Below are 17,909 nucleotides of genomic sequence, written 5' to 3' on the forward strand. Positions count from 1 at the left end.
TGAGAAAAAGGACCGTTCTCACTCCTAAAACATTTCAAAAGCGCCCCGCTTCGGGCCGTGAGAACGTCTATGAATATTTTGACTCCTGCCATAAGCGTGGCCAACCGGCTGCGCTTTCCTGCCAAGTTCAGCCTGCTGGCAATCATTGTCCTGATTCCCCTGCTGATGCTCGGTACACGCCTCATCCATCAGATCAACAACAGCCTTGAAAGCATCAACTCTGAACAGCTGGGTCAGCGCTATCTGATGGATGTGACGCCGGTGCTCAGGCTATCGATGCTGCAACGAGCCCTGACCAATCGCTTGCTGAGCGGTGATCCAACCGCGCAATCCGACGTGTCGGCGAACCAGGTCAAGCTGGAAGATGCCTTCACCAGGCTTGAAGCCACCGACATGCAGTTCAATCGCCAACTGGAAACCGGCGATCGTGTACCGCGTCTTCATTCAGGGGCGCGACAACTGATCGAACGCGCCCGGAACAATGCCGACCAGGCCAAAATGTTCGACGACTGGAATGATCAACTGACCGAGACATTGAATTTCGTTTACTTCGTGTCTGCGACATCAGGGATGGTACTGGATGAAGATTTCGCATCGCTGTTCATGATCGACCAAAGCACGATCAGGCTGCCCCGGCAAATCAACATCGTCGGACAACTGCGCGGCATCGCGAGCGGGCTGCGCAATGGCGAGGTGCTCAATGACAGCACCCGCTCAGTGATCAAGTCATTGCTCAAGCAAGAAGTGCTGATCCGTAAAGAGTTGCAGCAAAGCCTGAGTTTGTTGCGCCGCAAGGAACCTGCACTCGCCGACACAATTCAGGCACCGGTGACCCGCTCACTGGCGGACCTGGACAGCTTTCGCGAGGACCTTGAGTCGGTCATCGCCTCGACCAGCGAAACACTGGGCGGCGTACAAAACCTTCCCGCCAAGGGCAATGCTGTCGTGGCCGAACTGTATAAGGCTCAGGACATCCTGCAGGATGCACTGCTGAACCTACTGGCCCAACGGGCCCAGGAGCAGGCCACTGAACGAGCCTTGCTGCTCGGTATGTTTGTCTTGATGGGCTTGCTGCTTGTCTATGCATTCAGCGGCATTTACAGCGCCATGCGCCACGCCATCAATCAAGTGCTGGAGGCTACGCGCCTTATCGCTCAGGGTGACCTGACGGCCCGCGCTCAAGTGCCAGGCAAGGATGAAGTCGCCGATGTGGGGAACGCCCTGAATCATATGGTCCAGGCCTTCAGCCTTTCACTTGCCCAGGTAGAGCGCAGCTCGCAATCGGTAGCGGATGCCGCCATCCGCATGGGCCTGTCGATCGATCGTGCCAAGCACTCGATGCATGCCCAGCAAAGCGAAACCGAGCAAGTCGCTACCGCCATCAACGAGATGACCACCAGCGTTGCCGATGTTGCGCAAAACACCGAAGGTGCAGCCCAGGCCGCAGCGCAGGCCAGCCAGGCATGTGGCTCGGGCCTTGCCATGATGCAGCAAACCCGGATAACCGTTGAAACATTGACTCATGAAGTCGAACTCAGCGCTCAAAAGGTGTCGGCGCTCGCTGAACACAGCAATCAGATCGGCGGGGTCATCGAGGTCATTCGCAATATTGCCGACCAAACCAATCTGCTGGCGTTGAACGCCGCCATCGAGGCCGCTCGTGCAGGCGAACAGGGTCGCGGCTTTGCCGTGGTGGCCGATGAAGTCCGGACCCTGGCCTCACGCACGCAAAATTCCACGGAGGAAATTCGCCGGATCATTCAGGCATTGCAACTGGCAACCTCAGCGACCGTCGAGCAAATGAAAGCGAGCAAACAACGCACCCAGGAATGCATTGAATCCGCCGATCAGGCCTCAACGAAGCTGGATGCGATCAACGAGGGCGTCGATCAGATTGTGGGCATGAACACCCAGATTGCCAGCGCGGCAGTGCAGCAACATGCCGTGTCGGAGGACATCAATCGCAACGTGACCGAAATCCGTAATGGCAGCCAGGCACTGATGGAAGGCATTGAAGATAATGCGCACACCGCAGAAGAACTCTCGCAGCTAGCAATGGAGCTGCGCACCGTGGTGGCGCGCTTCAAACTGTGAATGCACAAGGCCGGTAGCGGCTATCGCCGGACTTTGCGATAGCCCACAACGAAAAAAGGACCCGAAGGTCCTTTTTTCAATCGCTTGCAGAACTCATCAGAACCCTACAGCGCACTACGTATATGGAGCGGGAAACGAGACTCGAACTCGCGACCCCGACCTTGGCAAGGTCGTGCTCTACCAACTGAGCTATTCCCGCATTGTTGCTGTAAAAAAAACACCCCGAACAAGTCGAGGCGTTTTCTTTGCCTTGAAGCCCTAAAGCTTCAACGCCATATTTGGAGCGGGAAACGAGACTCGAACTCGCGACCCCGACCTTGGCAAGGTCGTGCTCTACCAACTGAGCTATTCCCGCTTAATGGCGTCCCCTAGGGGACTCGAACCCCTGTTACCGCCGTGAAAGGGCGGTGTCCTAGGCCACTAGACGAAGGGGACGTTGCCCGAAACATATTCATAATGTTTCAAACTACCAGAAGGTGACAAATGGTCACTTTCTGTTTTCACCAGTACCGCCTGAGCAGTGCTGCTTGAAACTGGAGCGGGAAACGAGACTCGAACTCGCGACCCCGACCTTGGCAAGGTCGTGCTCTACCAACTGAGCTATTCCCGCTTATATGGCGTCCCCTAGGGGACTCGAACCCCTGTTACCGCCGTGAAAGGGCGGTGTCCTAGGCCACTAGACGAAGGGGACACACTACAACTTCACTCCCTACCGCGTTTCGCTGTGTGCTTTACGCTGTAAGTGGCGCGCATTCTATGGATGGATTGAAAGGTCGTCAACCCCCATCTGAAAATTTATTTAAATCAAATACTTCGTGATGATTGATGGTCCAACCGCAGGTCGCCTCATGCGCTGCAAGCATCAAGATTTTGCCGCGCAAGCGGATAACAACATCTAGGCGCAATAGTGCTTAGCCACTACACTCGCCATCAATTACCTGGACTACAAAAGAGGTCTGCACAGTGACACCACTCATGATCACGGTGCTCATACTGGTTGGTATCGCACTGCTTATAGCAATCGGTTACCTGAACCATGTGTCTGAGAACAAAAAGCTGGACAAGGCACGCCATAAAGTCGAACTCAACGACCGCCTGCGACGCTGCTCGGAAATAAGTGAAACCTTCCCCGGGCAATTGATGACGCCTGCTCTCAAGCTGTTGCTGACGCGCCTTGAGCTTAATGTTGTGCAGCGCATGCTGAACCTGGAAAAGACCAATGCGCAGCTCAAGTTTCGCGCAGAAGAACTTGAAGAGCTGGTTGCCAAGGGCGAGGCGATTCCGATCACCAACCCCGTGGCGGCGATTCAGACCGAAGCCAAGGCCAAGGATGTGCGCTTCCTGCTTGAGGCGCTGCATGCCCAAGTGACCCGCGCCGCCCACGATGGCTTTCTGCACACCAGCGAAGCGAAACACTGGATTCGCGAGATCCGCCATATCCTGGTGCTGCTGCACATCGAGTTCTTCAATACCCTTGGCCAGGAAGCGATGAACCAGGAGCAGCCAGGCCAGGCGCGCCTGGCCTTCGAACGTGGTGTGAACTACCTGCGCAATCAGCCGGACCCTGTGACCTACCAGAACCAGCTGGCGACCATGGAAAAGCAACTGGCTCGCGTCAACTCGATCGTGCTGACCAACACCGCACCGACCGAAAACGACGAGAACGCCCTGACCGAAGGCTTGAAGGCCGACGCCGAGCAGACCGAATGGAAGAAGAAGGTCATCTACGACTGATGACCGCTGTGCCGGTGCGCATGACCCGCATGCGCACCGCAGACAGGCTCAGCAGTCGCTGGCCTGCAGAAAGATCGCCGCCAGGCGCTCGATACCTTCCTGGTCCTGTACGCTGAAACGCCCCAGCCGCGGGCTGTCCAGGTCCAGTACGCCGATCAGGCGCCCTTGCTTGATCAATGGCACCACCAACTCACTGTTCGAGGCACTGTCGCAGGCGATGTGACCGGCAAACGCATGCACGTCTTCGACACGCTGAGTCTGCAGGCTTTGCGCTGCGGCCCCGCACACCCCGCGCCCGAAGGGAATGCGTACACAGGCGATCTGCCCCTGAAACGGCCCCAGTACCAGCTCTTCATCGCGATTCAGATAAAAGCCTGCCCAGTTGAGGTCTTCGAGCTGGGTATAAAGAAAGGCCGAAAACTGCGCGGCATTGGCAATGAAATCACGCTCGTCAGCCAGCAGAGACTGCAACTGGGCCGCCAGCAGTGCATAACCTTGCAGGCCTTCGCCGGCTTCGCTGAGGTCGATCATGGGCGTTGCTCCAGCAGTTGCAGGCCAACCCAGTAACGGGCGAACTGATAGGCACAGCGACCATTACGGTTACCGCGGCCGGTGGCCCAGCGCACCGCCAGAATATCCAGCGCTTCGTCGCGCTGCCATTTCAGGTCAGCGGCAGCGGCCAACTGGCCGACCCAGTGTTCGACCACATCCAGATAATGCGACTGGGTAAAAGGATAGAACGACAGCCACAGGCCGAACCGGTCTGACAACGCGATCTTGTCTTCGACTGCCTCGCTGGGGTGCAACTCGCCGTCGACGTGCTTCCAGTTGAGGTTATCGCTCTCTTTTTCCGGCACCAGGTGGCGGCGGTTGGAGGTGGCGTACAGCAGAACGTTGTCGGGAGCCTGCTCCAGCGAGCCATCGAGCACGCTCTTGAGCACGCGGTAGTCACCCTCCCCCGACTCGAACGACAGGTCGTCGCAGAACAGCACGAAGCGCTGTGGCAGCGCCTGCAATTGCTCGACCAGACGTGGCAGGTCGCCCAGATGATCGCGCTCGATCTCGATCAGGCGCAGGCCGTCAGCGTGGTACTCGGCCAGCAAGGCACGCACCAGCGAAGACTTGCCGGTGCCGCGCGAGCCCCAGAGCAAGGCATGGTTGGCAGGCAGGCCGTCGATGAACTGGCGGGTGTTGCGCCCCAACTGGTCGCGCTGCAGGTCCACCCCGATCAGGTCGGACAAGCGCATGTCCAGGCTGACCTCAAGGGGCAACAAGTAGCCACTGCGGCCTTCGCGCACCCAGCGCGCGGCCAGGCTGTGCGACCAGTCGACGGCCTGGCGCGGCGCAGGCAACAAAGGCTCAAGGCGGGCCAGTACCGTTTCTGCGCGTTCAAGAAAAGCATTGAGCCGGGAATCCACTGTAACTCCTTCTATATTGATCGATTTAACCCGACCTTCATCGGCTATGCTACGTGCGCAATGCAGACCGGAAGTAGCATTAACCTATGGATATAGCCTTTACCAAGAGGTTGTCGTTCAAACAGGCGCGTCTTGCCGTGGCGATCGGCTTCGTGCTCGGAACGCTGCTCAGCCTGTTCCAGATTGGCCTCGATTATGCCAGCGAAGACGCCTCCATCGATCGTGAAATTCACGCGCTGCTGGAAATCAGCCACAACCCGGCCTCGCGGATTGCCTACAACCTGGACGCCGAACTGGCCCAGGAACTGACGCTGGGCCTGCTGCACTCATCGGCCGTGATCAGTGCGCGACTGACCGATAACAACAATATGGTGCTGGCCAGTGTCGATCGCCCCATGACCACCGGGCGCTATCGCCTGCTCAGCGATTACCTGTTCGGTGAAAGCCGCGAATTCGAACAGCGGCTGAGCCTGGACAGCATGCCCAATGAACCCATCGGCACCCTGCGCCTGACCGTCGACACCTTTGCCTTCGGCAGCCCGTTTCTGCAACGCGCCGAGATCACCCTGCTCAATGGCTTTGTGCGCAGCCTGGTGTTGGCGGCGATCCTCTGCAGCCTGTTCTATATGACCCTCACCAAGCCGCTGGTCGACTTGATCCGCGCCCTCACCGTCCACGACCCGCGCCGCCACGAGCAGGACAGGATGATCTGCCCGCCCGGCCATGAACACGACGAGATCGGCGTACTGGTCAAGGTGGTCAATGGCCAGATTGCAACCGTGGCCAGCGAGTTTGCTCAGCGCCGCGAAGCCGAAGACCGGCTGACCCGGCATCTTGATGAGCTGGAAAACATCGTGGCCGCCCGCACCACCGAGCTCAAGGCCAGCAACCTGCGCCTGAGCCAGTCCAACGAAGAACTGCAACTGGCACGCAGCACCGCGCTGGACATGGCCCAGGCCCGCTCGGCATTTCTGGCGCACATGAGCCACGAGATCCGCACCCCGCTCAATGGCCTGCTGGGCATGCTGGCACTGTCACTGGACGGCCCGCTCGGCCCTGAGCAGCGCCAGCAACTGATGATCGCCCACGACTCGGGCAAGGTGCTGGTCGAGTTGCTCAACGATATTCTCGACATGTCCAAATTCAATGCCGGGCATCTGGAGTTCGAGCGCATTCCCTTTGACCTGTGTTCGCTGGCCGAAGACACCGCCATCCTGCTTTCGCAGAACACCGCGCCCAGCGTTGAGCTGACCTGCCTGATTGCGCCGGACTTCCCGGCCTCGGTGCTGGGCGACCCGACGCGGGTGCGGCAGATCGTCAGCAACCTGCTGTCCAACGCCTTGAAGTTCACCCGCTTCGGCCGGGTGGATGTGCGGCTGAGTCATTATCTGGACAATGACAGCCAGAGCCATCAGGTGCGCATCGAAGTCCGTGACACCGGCATCGGGATTGCCCGGGAAGCCCAGGCAAAAATCATCCAGCCGTTTACCCAGGCCGAAACCGCGATCACCCGGCAGTTTGGCGGCACCGGCCTGGGCCTGGCGCTGACCCATAACCTGTGCGAGGCCATGAACGGCCGGTTGTCCATCGAATCGCAGCCCGGATTCGGCAGCCGCTTCAGTGCCGAACTGCCGTTGCCGGTGCACCTCGATACCGTGCCCCATGCGCGCCTGAGCGGGCGGGTCACGGTGATCAGCATGGCCGGCAGCGGCCTGGTCGAACTGCTCGGCAAGCAGTTGCCAGGCTGGGGCGTCACGCTGGAACGGCGCAGCATCGATGAGGCCAGCACGTTTCTGGAAGCCGAAACCCGCCCCGACCTGCTGATCACCGACTGCCCCGAATGCCTGTTCGATATTCGCCGTGGCACCTCGGTGCCGATTCTGCTGGTCACCGCCTATGGCAATTTCATGCCCGCCGAACAGGTCAGCGCTCTGGCGCCACTGCAACAACTGGCCAGACCTCTTGCACGCAATGCGCTGTACCAGATTTTGCGCCGCGCCCTGCGCCAGGAAACGCCTGACGGTGAAGACCACCCCAAGGAAGCCACCGCGCCGTGCAAGGCGCGCGTGTTGCTGGTCGAGGACAACCCGGTCAATCAGATGGTCGCCAAAGGCATGCTCAACAAGCTTGGCTGCGAGGTCACGATTAGCGCCCACGGCGGCGAGGCGCTTGAGGCACTGGAGCACACCTCGTTCGATCTGGTCCTGATGGACTGCAACATGCCGGTGATGGATGGCTATGAAGCCAGCCGACAGATTCGCCACAGCGGGCGCTGGCCAGACTTGCCAATCGTCGCACTGACGGCCAATGCCATGCCTGAAGAGCGCGAACGCTGCCGGGACGCCGGAATGGACGACTATCTGGCCAAGCCGTTTCGTCGTGCAGAATTGCTCAGTGTGCTGGATCAGTGGGTGCCGGCAACCCAGGAGCCCACTGGCTTGCCGCACATTGCACAGTGATTGCCGGCTGTGATCGCAGGCTTATGAAAGCAGCGCTTCGATCTGCGCTTCAAGGGCTTGCGGCTTGACCAGCGGCGAGAAGCGCTGAACCTGCCCATCCCGGGTGATCAGGAACTTGGTGAAATTCCACTTGATGCGCTGGCTGCCCAACAGGCCGGGCGCGCGTCGCTTGAGTTCGACGAACAGCGGGTGCGCCGCATCGCCATTGACGTCGACCTTGCCGAACAGCGCAAAGCTGACACCGAAGTTCAACTCGCAAAACTCGCCGATCTCCTTCGCGCTGCCTGGCTCCTGGCGGCCGAACTGGTTGCAGGGAAAGCCCAGTACCACCAGCCCGCGCGCCTTGTAACGCTGCCAGAGTTGCTCCAGCCCCTTGTATTGCGGGGTGAAGCCGCACTGGCTGGCGGTGTTGACCACCAGCGTCACCTTGCCTGCAACATCGCCGAATGTCTTGCGCTCACCCGTAAGCGTCGTGCAGGGGATGCTCAGCAAATCGTCGCTCATGGTCAGTTCCGTGTCAGTCAGATGGGGTTGCAGTGTCACGCGGCACCAGGGTCAGGCACACCGAGTTGATGCAGTAGCGCAGACCGGTCGGCGGCGGGCCATCGGGAAAAACATGCCCCAGGTGCGCATCGCAACGCGCACAGACGGTTTCAGTGCGGATCATGCCGTGGCTGATATCGCGCACCTCGACCACAGCACCGTCGTCGATCACGTCATAAAAGCTGGGCCAGCCGCAACCGGAGTCGAACTTGGTCTTCGAGTCGAACAACGCCAGGTCGCAGCACACGCAATGATAGACGCCGTCTGTCTTGGTGTCGGTGTATTTGCCGGTATACGGCCGCTCGGTCCCTTTAAGGCGACACACCTGATATTGCAGGGGGTCGAGCATCGCTTGCCACTCTTCACGGGTCTTTTGCAACTTGTCCACAGGTACACCTCCGCATCCGAAAAACCCCGATCTGTGTCTTTTCCACAGGTCGGGTGGCACGTATGATTGCGCCTCATCAGTCGTCAGTCTGTCACCCGCTTCTGACCCAGACAAACCCAATTTTTCACGGCCTTCGTGCCGTCAGACCGTTGCTCAGGCAATCGCACGTCCATTTTCGGGATCTTCCACATGCAGTTCAGCAAATCGAACAAGCTCGCCAACGTCTGCTACGACATTCGCGGGCCTGTGCTCAAGCACGCCAAACGCCTGGAAGAGGAAGGCCATCGCATCCTCAAGCTGAACATCGGCAACCCGGCGCCATTCGGTTTCGAGGCGCCGGATGAAATTCTTCAGGACGTGATCCGCAACCTGCCTACCGCACAGGGCTACAGTGACTCCAAGGGCCTGTTCAGCGCCCGCAAGGCGGTCATGCAGTATTACCAGCAGAAACAGGTCGAAGGTGTCGGCATCGAAGACATCTACCTGGGCAACGGCGTCTCCGAACTGATCGTGATGTCGATGCAGGCACTGCTCAACAACGGCGACGAAGTGCTGATTCCGGCCCCGGATTACCCGCTGTGGACGGCAGCCGTGAGCCTGGCCGGCGGCAACCCGGTGCATTACCTGTGCGACGAGCAGGCCAACTGGTGGCCCGACCTTGCCGACATCAAGGCCAAGATCACCCCCAACACCAAGGCCCTGGTGATCATCAACCCGAACAACCCCACAGGCGCCGTGTACCCCAAAGAGGTGCTGCTGGGCATGCTGGAGCTGGCACGCCAGCACAATCTGGTGGTGTTCTCCGACGAGATCTACGACAAGATTCTCTACGACGAGGCTGTACACATCTGCACCGCTTCGCTGGCACCGGACGTGTTGTGCCTGACCTTCAACGGGTTGTCCAAGTCGTATCGCGTGGCGGGCTTCCGCTCCGGCTGGCTGGCCATTTCCGGTCCCAGGCACACCGCGCAAAGCTATATCGAAGGCATCGACATGCTGGCCAACATGCGCCTGTGCGCCAACGTGCCGAGCCAGCACGCCATCCAGACCGCACTGGGCGGCTACCAGAGCATCAATGACCTGGTGCTGCCGCAAGGCCGTCTGCTGGAGCAGCGCAACCGTACCTGGGAGTTGCTCAACGATATTCCCGGCGTCAGCTGCGTCAAGCCGATGGGCGCACTGTATGCGTTCCCGCGGATCGACCCGAAGGTCTGCCCGATCCATAACGACGAGAAATTCGCCCTCGACCTGCTGCTGTCGGAAAAGCTGCTGATCGTCCAGGGCACAGCGTTCAACTGGCCATGGCCGGACCACTTCCGCGTGGTGACCTTGCCGCGCGTCGATGACCTGGAACAGGCCATCGGTCGCATCGGCAGCTTCCTCAAAGGCTACCGCCAGTAACAGCCTGCCTGCCGTCCCTGCCCTCTTCGGGCAGGGACAGTCACTGCCCGCCCCGCCTGCACCTCTCTCAGCGTACGTTCAGCCTGAGCGGTTTACGCTTGCCTGAAAGAAAACGACACAGTTTGAAATAGTCCCTCAGTTGAATAGCGACTGGCATCGCCTTATATACCCGGCATCGCGTTACATATTTGTTCCGAGGAGAACGTTTCGACCATGATGCGCATCTTGCTGTTTCTGGCCACCAACCTGGCGGTGGTGCTGATTGCCAGCATCACCCTGAGCCTGTTCGGCTTCAACGGGTTCATGGCGGCCAACGGGGTGGATCTGAACCTCAATCAGCTGCTGGTGTTCTGCGCCGTGTTCGGGTTCGCAGGTTCGCTGTTCTCACTGCTGATTTCCAAATGGTCGGCAAAGATGAGTACCGGCACGCAGATCATTACCCAGCCCCGCACCCGGCATGAGCAATGGCTGCTACAAACCGTCGAGCAACTGGCCCGCGAGGCCGGCATCAAGCCCCCGGAGGTCGGTATCTTCCCGGCCTACGAGGCCAATGCCTTCGCCACCGGCTGGAATCGCAACGATGCACTGGTGGCGGTCAGCCAGGGCATGCTGGAGCGTTTTTCGCCCGATGAAGTCAAGGCGGTTCTGGCTCATGAAATCGGCCACGTGGCCAACGGCGACATGGTCACCATGGCGCTGATGCAAGGCGTGGTGAACACTTTTGTGATGTTCTTTGCACGCATCATCGGCAACTTTGTCGACAAGGTGATCTTCAAGACCGAGAACGGCCAGGGCATTGCGTATTACATCACCACGATCTTCGCCGAACTGGTACTGGGCTTTCTGGCCAGCGCCATCGTTATGTGGTTCTCGCGCAAGCGCGAATACCGCGCCGACGAAGCCGGTGCGCAACTGGCCGGCACACAGGCCATGATTGGCGCCCTGCAGCGCCTGCGTTCCGAACAGGGCGTGCCGGTGCAAATGCCCGCAACGCTGAGCGCCTTCGGTATCAACGGCGGCCTCAAGCATGGCCTGGCAGGCCTGTTCATGAGCCACCCGCCGCTTGAAGAGCGCATCGAGGCCTTGCGCCAGCGCGGCTGATCATCTGCTGAAGCTGTGAAGCTGGAGTTACCAAAAGGGCGACGTGAGTCGCCCTTTTTGCGTCAGACACTTCAACAAATTCGATCATTGAACCGCAGAACTTATATTAGATCTGGATCGATCTTGTGCCTGAAGATAGGCCATTGCCCATTTTCAGGAGACCCTTCATGTTTCCCAGCCTGTTCATTTCCCACGGCTCGCCCATGCTGGCGCTGGAGCCCGGCGCTAGCGGCCCTGCCCTTGCACGTCTGGCCGCCGAATTGCCACGCCCACGCGCCATCGTCATTGTCTCGGCGCACTGGGAAAGCGCGCGCCTGAGCGTCAATATCAACCCGCAACCGGAAACCTGGCACGACTTCGGCGGCTTCCCGCCCGAACTGTTTGCCGTGCAATACCCCGCTCCAGGGGCACCTGAGGTCTCCAGAGAGGTGATCGAGCAACTGGAGGCCAACGGTTTGCCGGTACAGCCCGACAGCCAGCGGCCGTTTGATCACGGCGTCTGGGTGCCGCTGTCGCTGATGTACCCACAGGCCGATATCCCGGTCGTGCAGGTCTCCCTGCCCAGCCGGCTGGGACCCGCCTTGCAGACCCGTGTCGGCCGGGCGCTGGCCGGATTGCGCGAACAGGGCATTCTGATCATCGGCTCCGGCAGCATCACCCACAACCTGCGTGAGCTGGACTGGCACGCCGGGCCCGAACACGCCACCGGCTGGGCGCTTGAGTTTCGTGACTGGATGATCGACACGCTGGCCAGCGATGACGAGGCCGCGCTGCACGACTATCGCCGCCTCGCACCGCACGCCGCGCGCAACCATCCCAGCGACGAGCACCTGCTGCCGCTGTACTTTGCCCGCGGCGCTGGCGGCGAGTTCAGCATTGCGCACCAGGGCTTTACCCTGGGCGCGCTGGGGATGGATATCTATCGTTTCGGCTGATACGCGCACAAAAGATACAGGCAAAAAAAATCCCCGAACCAGTCGGGGATTTTTTTAACTCAGACTGAATCAGTCTTCGCGATACCGGCGCAGCTTCAGTTGCTTACCAGCGACACGGGTGTCTTTCAGCTTGGTCAGCAGACGCTCCAGGCCTTCTTCCGGCAGTTCAACCAGGCTGAAGCTGTCACGGATCTGGATACGACCGATCGCGTCACGTGCCAGGCCACCTTCGTTGAGGATGGCGCCGAGCAGGTTCTTGGCGGCGATACCGTCACGCGCGCCCAGCGCGGTACGGCAACGGGCACGGCCTTCGGCCAGCGGCAGCGGAGCACGACGCTCGCGCTCTGGACGGTCGCCACGATCGGCGCGGTCGGCACCGGAACGCTCAGGGCGATCGCCGCGTGGTGCATTGTTCGGCACCAGTGGACGCTCACGCTCGATGTCAGCCATGGTCAGCGCCTGACCCAGGGTAGCCTTGCGCAGCAGGGCAGCAGCCAGGGCGCGCGGCGAGCAACCGATGTCGGTTGTCAGGCGGTCCAGCAGTTCGCCGTGGCTGGCTTCAGCATCGGCGACCAGCGGCGTCAGGCTGTTGGTCAGCTTCTTGATGCGGGCGCTGAGGATGGTGGCGGCGTCCGGCAGGCGAACTTCAGCAACCTTCTGGCCAGTCACACGCTCGATAACCTGCAGCATGCGGCGCTCACGCGGGGTGACCAGCAGCAGTGCACGGCCTTCGCGACCGGCACGGCCGGTACGGCCGATACGGTGAACGTAGGACTCAGGGTCGTACGGCATGTCCACGTTGAATACGTGGGTGATGCGCGGAACGTCCAGACCGCGAGCGGCAACGTCGGTGGCAACCACGATGTCCAGGCGGCCATCCTTGAGCGAGTCGATGACGCGCTCACGCTGGTTCTGGGCAATGTCACCGTTCAGGGCAGCAGCCTTGTAGCCTTTGGCTTCCAGGGCGCTGGCCAGGTCGAGGGTGGCCTGCTTGGTACGCACGAACATGATCAGTGCGTCGAAGTCTTCGACTTCCAGCAGGCTCAGGACGGCGTTGGTCTTCTGGTCAGCGTGAACCAGCAGGTGAGCCTGCTCGATCTTGGTGACGGTCTGGGTCTTGGTCTGGATCTTGACGTGCTTCGGATCGCGCAGGTGGCGTTCGGCGATGGCACGGATCGACTGCGGCAGGGTGGCCGAGAACAGGACGGTCTGACGGGTCTCAGGCATGGCAGCGAAGATGACTTCCAGGTCATCCATGAAGCCCAGCTTGAGCATTTCGTCGGCCTCGTCGAGAACCAGATGGTTCACGGTGGCGAGGACTTTTTCGTCACGACGCAGGTGGTCGCACAGACGGCCCGGGGTGGCGACGACGATTTGCGCGCCATTACGGATAGCCTTGAGCTGCGGGCCCATCGGCGCACCGCCGTAGACAGCCACAACGTTCACGCCCGGCATCTGCTTGGCGTAGGTTTCAAAGGCGGTGGCCACTTGCAGGGCCAGCTCGCGGGTGGGCGCCAGGATCAGAGCCTGGGGCTCACGCTTGCTCGGGTCGATACGGCTCAGGATAGGCAGGGCGAAGGCGGCGGTTTTACCGGTACCTGTCTGCGCCTGGCCGATCATGTCGTGGCCGGCAAGAATAATAGGGATCGATTGCTGCTGAATCGCCGAAGGCTCTTCATAGCCGGTCGCGATGACAGCGGCAACAATACTTGGGTGAAGGTCGAGAGCGGCGAAGCCGCCAATTTCCTGGGTCATGGGTCTGCCTCTGGTGCATCCGCAAAGACCCATGCTGCAAAGCTGCGCGTGCCGTGTACGACTCAAGAGTCACCCTGGCTGCTTTGTGGCGGGGATTTGCGAAAACAATTGATGAATGGATTAACCAGGTTAGTTCGCGTTGCGAACCAGCAACCGAAGCAGGCTCCGGTGAGTGCATCGCCTGGATAACGGCCCTGTAAAGGCCGGCGCGCACTATACCGGAATTGCACGGATAAGTGAGGCTTTTTTTATGAATAGTTGTGCTCTGGAGGCATGTTTCATGCGCCGTGAGCGCTGGTTTTTCCACCATAACGGGCCGCGCACGAGCAATTATCCGGCTGCGCCTGCTAAAACGATTCATGTTCGGCGAAAAAAACGCCCTTCACCGCTGGTCGGGCGCGACAAAATGCCTCGCCCGTCGCGGCGTTTCAGAGCGCTGTTTCAGGTCGCAGGACGCAAATCGCGGATCAACGTCTGTAATGAATAGCCCAGGCGCGGCGCCAGCGCTTCGGCGCGCTCGATCAGCGATTCCCTGCTCAATTGCTGATCCAGATCGGCCGGCACGATGAGGATGACATTGCCCTCCTTGACCGGCAGTTCCCAGTAGTGCCGATGGTAGAGGCCGCGAAACAGCGCAGCACCCAATGGCCGGCCGTCTTCGGCGGCCCACTGATTGATGATCAGCCAGCCGCCGGGGTTCAGGCGCTTCTGGCAGTTTTCCAGAAAGGCCCACGCCAGGTGCCCGACACCGGGACCGACATCGGTATAAAGGTCAACGAAGATCAGGTCGGCGGGTTCGGCCGTTTCAAGCAGTTGCACCGCATCGCCGATGCGCACATACAAGCGCGGGTCGTCGTCCAGGCCCATGAACTCCATGGCCAGGCGCGGCACCTCGGGACGCAGCTCGATGGCTTCGACATCTTCCAGGGGCAGAAACTTCAGGCAGGCCTGGGTCAGGGTGCCGGCGCCAAGGCCGAGGAACAAGGCGCTTTCCGGCTCGTCATGGCACAACGCACCGACCAGCATGGCGCGGGTGTAGTCGTACTCCAGCCAGCTCGGGTCAGCGGTGAAGGTACAGCTTTGCTCGATGGCATCGCCGAATTCGAGGAAACGGTAGTCGTCCACTTCCAGTACGCGAATCATGCCGAAGTCATCATGGACTTCGGCCAGAATCCGCTCTTCACGCTCGTGGGTCATGACCTCTCCTGAAGGCACGCGCCAGCCTTGGCAGCGCGCAAAGCGCGAATTGTCGGCCAAGCGCGCCGCTTTGTCGACGTAGCCGCGCAGGGCTTCGGTGCGGCGCGGCGCCGAGCTGATACCATGCGGCCTTCGATCAGCCCTGATAAAAGAGCCAACAAGAATGAACCCAACCTGGAGCCCCGACAGCTGGAGGGCCATGCCGATCCAGCAACAACCCCTCTACCCCGACGCCGCCCATGTGCAGCGCGTCGAGCAGAGCCTGGCCAGTTTTCCGCCGCTGGTGTTCGCCGGCGAAGCCCGTGAGCTGCGCCGCCAGTTTGCCGAAGTCACTCAGGGCCGCGCCTTTCTGTTGCAGGGCGGCGACTGCGCCGAGAGTTTTGCCGAGTTTTCGGCGGCCAAGATCCGCGACACCTTCAAGGTCTTGCTGCAAATGGCGATTGTCATGACCTTTGCCGCCGGCTGCCCGGTGGTCAAGGTCGGGCGCATGGCCGGCCAGTTCGCCAAGCCGCGCTCCTCCAACGATGAAACGATCGACGGCGTGACCCTGCCGGCCTACCGGGGCGACATCGTCAATGGCATCGGCTTCGACAGCAAGAGCCGCGTGCCGGACCCCGACCGCTTGTTGCAGGCTTACCATCAGTCGACCGCGACCCTCAACCTGCTGCGCGCCTTCGCCCAGGGCGGTTTTGCCGATCTGCATCAGGTACACAAGTGGAACCTGGATTTCATTGCCAACTCGGCACTGGCGCAAAAGTACGCGCAACTGGCTGATCGCATCGACGAAACCCTGGCCTTCATGCGCGCCTGCGGCCTGGACACCGCGCCGCAACTGCGCGAGACCAGCTTTTTCACCGCCCACGAAGCCCTGCTGCTCAATTACGAAGAAGCCTTCGTACGGCGCGACAGCCTCACCCAGGATTATTACGACTGTTCGGCGCACATGCTGTGGATCGGCGACCGCACCCGGCAACTGGACGGCGCGCATGTCGAGTTCTTGCGCGGGGTACACAACCCGATCGGCGTCAAGGTCGGGCCCAGCATGAACACTGAAGACCTGATCCGCCTGATTGATGTGCTCAACCCGGACAACGATCCCGGCCGCCTGAACCTGATCGCGCGCATGGGCGCCAACAAGGTCGGCGACCACTTGCCCGCGCTGATCCGCGCCGTAGAACGTGAGGGCCGCCAGGTGTTGTGGAGCTCCGACCCGATGCACGGCAATACCATCAAGGCCAGCAGCGGTTACAAGACCCGGGATTTCGCGCAGATTCTCAGCGAGGTGAAGCAGTTCTTCCAGGTGCATCAGGCTGAAGGCACGCATGCCGGCGGCATTCATATCGAGATGACCGGGCAGAACGTCACCGAATGCATCGGTGGCGCGCGGCCGATCACCGAGGATGGCCTGTCGGACCGTTACCACACCCACTGCGACCCGCGGATGAACGCCGACCAGTCGCTGGAACTGGCCTTTCTGATTGCCGAGACGCTCAAGCAGGTCAAGCGCTGATTCAGACCTTCAGAGCGAGAATCACCGCGCAAAACATCAGAAACAGGCAGAACAGCGTGCGCAAGCGCCGCTCGGGCATCGAGTGGGCCAGTTTCACGCCCCAACTGATACTGGCCAGCCCGCCGACGGCCAGCGGAATGCCCATGTGCCAGTCGACATGGTGATGCCAGGCATAGGTCAGCAAGGTGATGCCGGTACTCGGCGTCGCCAGCGCCAATGCCAGGCCTTGGGCAACCACCTGGCTGGCACCGAACAGGCTGGTCAGGATCGGCGTGGCGACAACGCCACCGCCGACCCCGAACAGGCCGCCGGTAATCCCTGAAACAACCCCCAGCACCCACAGCCAGCGCTCGCGCTTGAGCCCGGTACCGACCCGTGCGCTGCTGCGCACCATCTGCATCAGGTTGAATGCAATCAGCACCAGCAAAAACGCCACGAAACCCAGACGCATGCTTTGCGGGTCGATACGTACCGCCCATAATGAGGTCAGCCAGGCAAGCGCGAAGCTGGGCACGATCAGCATCAAGGCATGCTTGAGGCGAATACGGTTACGCTGGTTATAGCGCCACAGCGCCAGCAGTACGTTGGGCAATACCATCAACAAGGCTGTGCCCTGTGCCAGCTGTTGATCCAGGCCGAACACCACACCCAGCACCGGAATCGCCACCAGACCGCCGCCGATCCCGAACAATCCGCCCAGAGTGCCCATGGCCGCCCCGAGTAACACGAACATCACAACCTCGACCACACGGCCTCCTCAATCGACACTCAAACGGATCACGGCATGAATTATCTGGTGCATTAAAGATTGCAGCACTAAATTAAACGCCTATTTGCCATGACTCAGGATTATCCATGACCGACAACGCCGCTTGCGACGCACTGCGTCTTGATAACCAGCTATGTTTCGCGCTGTATTCCACCTCGCTGTCGATGACCAAGGTCTACAAGCCCTTGCTCCAGGCGCTGGGCCTGACCTACCCGCAGTACCTGGCGATGCTGGTGCTCTGGGAACAGGACGGCCTGACAGTCAGTGATGTCAGCAGCCGCCTGCTGACCGACCCAGGCTCGCTGACACCATTGCTCAAACGCCTGGAAGGTGAAGGTTTGATCAGCCGTACGCGCAGCAAGCAGGACGAGCGCGTGGTGCAGTTGTACTTGACCGAACAGGGCCGCGCCTTGCAGCAGAAGGCCTTGAGCGTGCCCAATTGCATTCTGTCGGCCAGCGGCCTGGAGCTGGAAAAACTGCGTGAGCTACAAGCACAGCTGCTTGGCCTGCGCGACAGCCTGCAGGCACACCTGTAGGAAAACATCGGTCAAAGACTGCAAGCGTCTAGAATAACCTTTACAGGCAATCACGACATAAAATGTAAC

The 17,909-nt window shown here is 60.4% G+C and carries 15 protein-coding genes, 5 tRNA genes and 1 pseudogene; 9 read left to right on the plus strand and 12 right to left on the minus strand.

All coding sequences use genetic code 11. The annotated features are described in order from the left end of the window. Nucleotides 1–1,107: 1,107 nt before the first annotated feature. Nucleotides 1,108–1,230, plus strand: a pseudogene (locus tag ACYAS9_RS04410) (HAMP domain-containing protein); the annotation flags it as partial. Nucleotides 1,231–1,389: 159 nt separating this feature from the next. After that, a complete protein-coding gene (locus tag ACYAS9_RS04415) occupies nt 1,390–2,094 on the plus strand; it encodes a methyl-accepting chemotaxis protein (protein ID WP_463567233.1) in 705 nt (234 codons plus the stop codon). 123 nt (nt 2,095–2,217) lie between these two features. Here the strand turns inward: ACYAS9_RS04415 and ACYAS9_RS04420 are convergent. The 5 genes from ACYAS9_RS04420 to ACYAS9_RS04440 all read right to left on the minus strand — a co-directional run bounded on the left by ACYAS9_RS04420 (nt 2,218) and on the right by ACYAS9_RS04440 (nt 2,785). Next, nucleotides 2,218–2,293, minus strand: a tRNA-Gly gene (locus ACYAS9_RS04420). A gap of 80 nt (nt 2,294–2,373) precedes the next feature. Further along, a tRNA-Gly gene (locus tag ACYAS9_RS04425) sits at nt 2,374–2,449 on the minus strand. Nucleotides 2,450–2,453: 4 nt separating this feature from the next. Beyond that, a tRNA-Glu gene (locus ACYAS9_RS04430) sits at nt 2,454–2,529 on the minus strand. A 99-nt stretch (nt 2,530–2,628) separates the two neighbouring features. Next, nucleotides 2,629–2,704 (minus strand) — tRNA-Gly (locus ACYAS9_RS04435). A 5-nt stretch (nt 2,705–2,709) separates the two neighbouring features. Next, a tRNA-Glu gene (locus tag ACYAS9_RS04440) sits at nt 2,710–2,785 on the minus strand. A 272-nt stretch (nt 2,786–3,057) separates the two neighbouring features. On the opposite strand from ACYAS9_RS04440, the gene ACYAS9_RS04445 reads away from it, so the two are divergent. Beyond that, entirely contained in the window at nt 3,058–3,828 is a 771-nt protein-coding gene (locus ACYAS9_RS04445; RefSeq protein ID WP_463567105.1) for a hypothetical protein, read from the plus strand. A gap of 48 nt (nt 3,829–3,876) precedes the next feature. Here the strand turns inward: ACYAS9_RS04445 and ACYAS9_RS04450 are convergent, their stop codons facing one another. Beyond that, entirely contained in the window at nt 3,877–4,359 is a 483-nt protein-coding gene (locus ACYAS9_RS04450) for a GAF domain-containing protein (protein WP_463567106.1), read from the minus strand. Beyond that, nucleotides 4,356–5,246 carry an ATP-binding protein gene (locus ACYAS9_RS04455; protein ID WP_463567107.1) on the minus strand — a complete coding sequence of 297 codons (891 nt, stop codon included), beginning with the start codon at nt 5,244–5,246 and terminating at the stop codon, nt 4,356–4,358. Before ACYAS9_RS04455 ends, ACYAS9_RS04450 begins: the two co-directional genes overlap by 4 nt. An 86-nt stretch (nt 5,247–5,332) precedes the next feature. Here ACYAS9_RS04455 and ACYAS9_RS04460 point away from each other — a divergent pair, with 86 nt between their 5' ends. Continuing rightward, nucleotides 5,333–7,705 carry a hybrid sensor histidine kinase/response regulator gene (locus tag ACYAS9_RS04460; protein WP_463567108.1) on the plus strand — a complete coding sequence of 791 codons (2,373 nt, stop codon included), beginning with the start codon at nt 5,333–5,335 and terminating at the stop codon, nt 7,703–7,705. Nucleotides 7,706–7,726: 21 nt separating this feature from the next. Here ACYAS9_RS04460 and ACYAS9_RS04465 read toward each other — a convergent pair whose 3' ends face one another. Together ACYAS9_RS04465 and msrB are read right to left on the minus strand one after the other, a co-directional pair. Continuing rightward, on the minus strand, nt 7,727–8,209 hold the full coding sequence (locus ACYAS9_RS04465; protein WP_463567109.1) for a glutathione peroxidase: 483 nt from the start codon (nt 8,207–8,209) through the stop codon (nt 7,727–7,729). A 13-nt stretch (nt 8,210–8,222) separates the two neighbouring features. Next, entirely contained in the window at nt 8,223–8,636 is a 414-nt protein-coding gene (gene msrB / locus ACYAS9_RS04470; protein WP_463567110.1) for a peptide-methionine (R)-S-oxide reductase MsrB, read from the minus strand. A 189-nt stretch (nt 8,637–8,825) separates the two neighbouring features. On the opposite strand from msrB, the gene ACYAS9_RS04475 reads away from it, so the two are divergent. The 3 genes from ACYAS9_RS04475 (at nt 8,826) to ACYAS9_RS04485 (ending at nt 12,073) form a co-directional block, all read left to right on the plus strand. After that, nucleotides 8,826–10,037, plus strand: a complete 1,212-nt coding sequence (locus ACYAS9_RS04475; RefSeq protein ID WP_463567111.1) for a pyridoxal phosphate-dependent aminotransferase — start codon at nt 8,826–8,828, stop codon at nt 10,035–10,037. Between the two features lie 213 nt (nt 10,038–10,250). After that, nucleotides 10,251–11,138 carry a protease HtpX gene (htpX, locus tag ACYAS9_RS04480; protein WP_463567112.1) on the plus strand — a complete coding sequence of 296 codons (888 nt, stop codon included), beginning with the start codon at nt 10,251–10,253 and terminating at the stop codon, nt 11,136–11,138. Nucleotides 11,139–11,305: 167 nt separating this feature from the next. After that, nucleotides 11,306–12,073 (plus strand): DODA-type extradiol aromatic ring-opening family dioxygenase, encoded by a 768-nt coding sequence (locus ACYAS9_RS04485; RefSeq protein ID WP_463567113.1) that lies wholly within the window; start codon nt 11,306–11,308, stop codon nt 12,071–12,073. Between the two features lie 69 nt (nt 12,074–12,142). On the opposite strand, the gene ACYAS9_RS04490 is transcribed toward ACYAS9_RS04485, so the two are convergent. Next, a complete protein-coding gene (locus ACYAS9_RS04490; protein ID WP_463567234.1) occupies nt 12,143–13,861 on the minus strand; it encodes a DEAD/DEAH box helicase in 1,719 nt (572 codons plus the stop codon). Nucleotides 13,862–14,269: 408 nt separating this feature from the next. Further along, the gene (locus tag ACYAS9_RS04495) at nt 14,270–15,025 is read right to left on the minus strand and encodes a spermidine synthase (protein ID WP_463567114.1); all 756 of its coding nucleotides are present in this window, start codon (nt 15,023–15,025) and stop codon (nt 14,270–14,272) included. Between the two features lie 163 nt (nt 15,026–15,188). Here ACYAS9_RS04495 and ACYAS9_RS04500 point away from each other — a divergent pair, with 163 nt between their 5' ends. Further along, nucleotides 15,189–16,535 carry a class II 3-deoxy-7-phosphoheptulonate synthase gene (locus tag ACYAS9_RS04500; protein WP_463567115.1) on the plus strand — a complete coding sequence of 449 codons (1,347 nt, stop codon included), beginning with the start codon at nt 15,189–15,191 and terminating at the stop codon, nt 16,533–16,535. A 1-nt stretch (nt 16,536) separates the two neighbouring features. On the opposite strand, the gene ACYAS9_RS04505 is transcribed toward ACYAS9_RS04500, so the two are convergent. Further along, nucleotides 16,537–17,283: a sulfite exporter TauE/SafE family protein gene (locus ACYAS9_RS04505; protein ID WP_463567116.1), complete on the minus strand. Its 747-nt coding sequence runs from the start codon at nt 17,281–17,283 to the stop codon at nt 16,537–16,539. 107 nt (nt 17,284–17,390) lie between these two features. On the opposite strand from ACYAS9_RS04505, the gene ACYAS9_RS04510 reads away from it, so the two are divergent. Beyond that, nucleotides 17,391–17,840: a MarR family winged helix-turn-helix transcriptional regulator gene (locus ACYAS9_RS04510; protein ID WP_463567117.1), complete on the plus strand. Its 450-nt coding sequence runs from the start codon at nt 17,391–17,393 to the stop codon at nt 17,838–17,840. Nucleotides 17,841–17,909: the final 69 nt, after the last annotated feature.

It is taken from the genome of Pseudomonas sp. HP_08, from assembly GCF_055284095.1.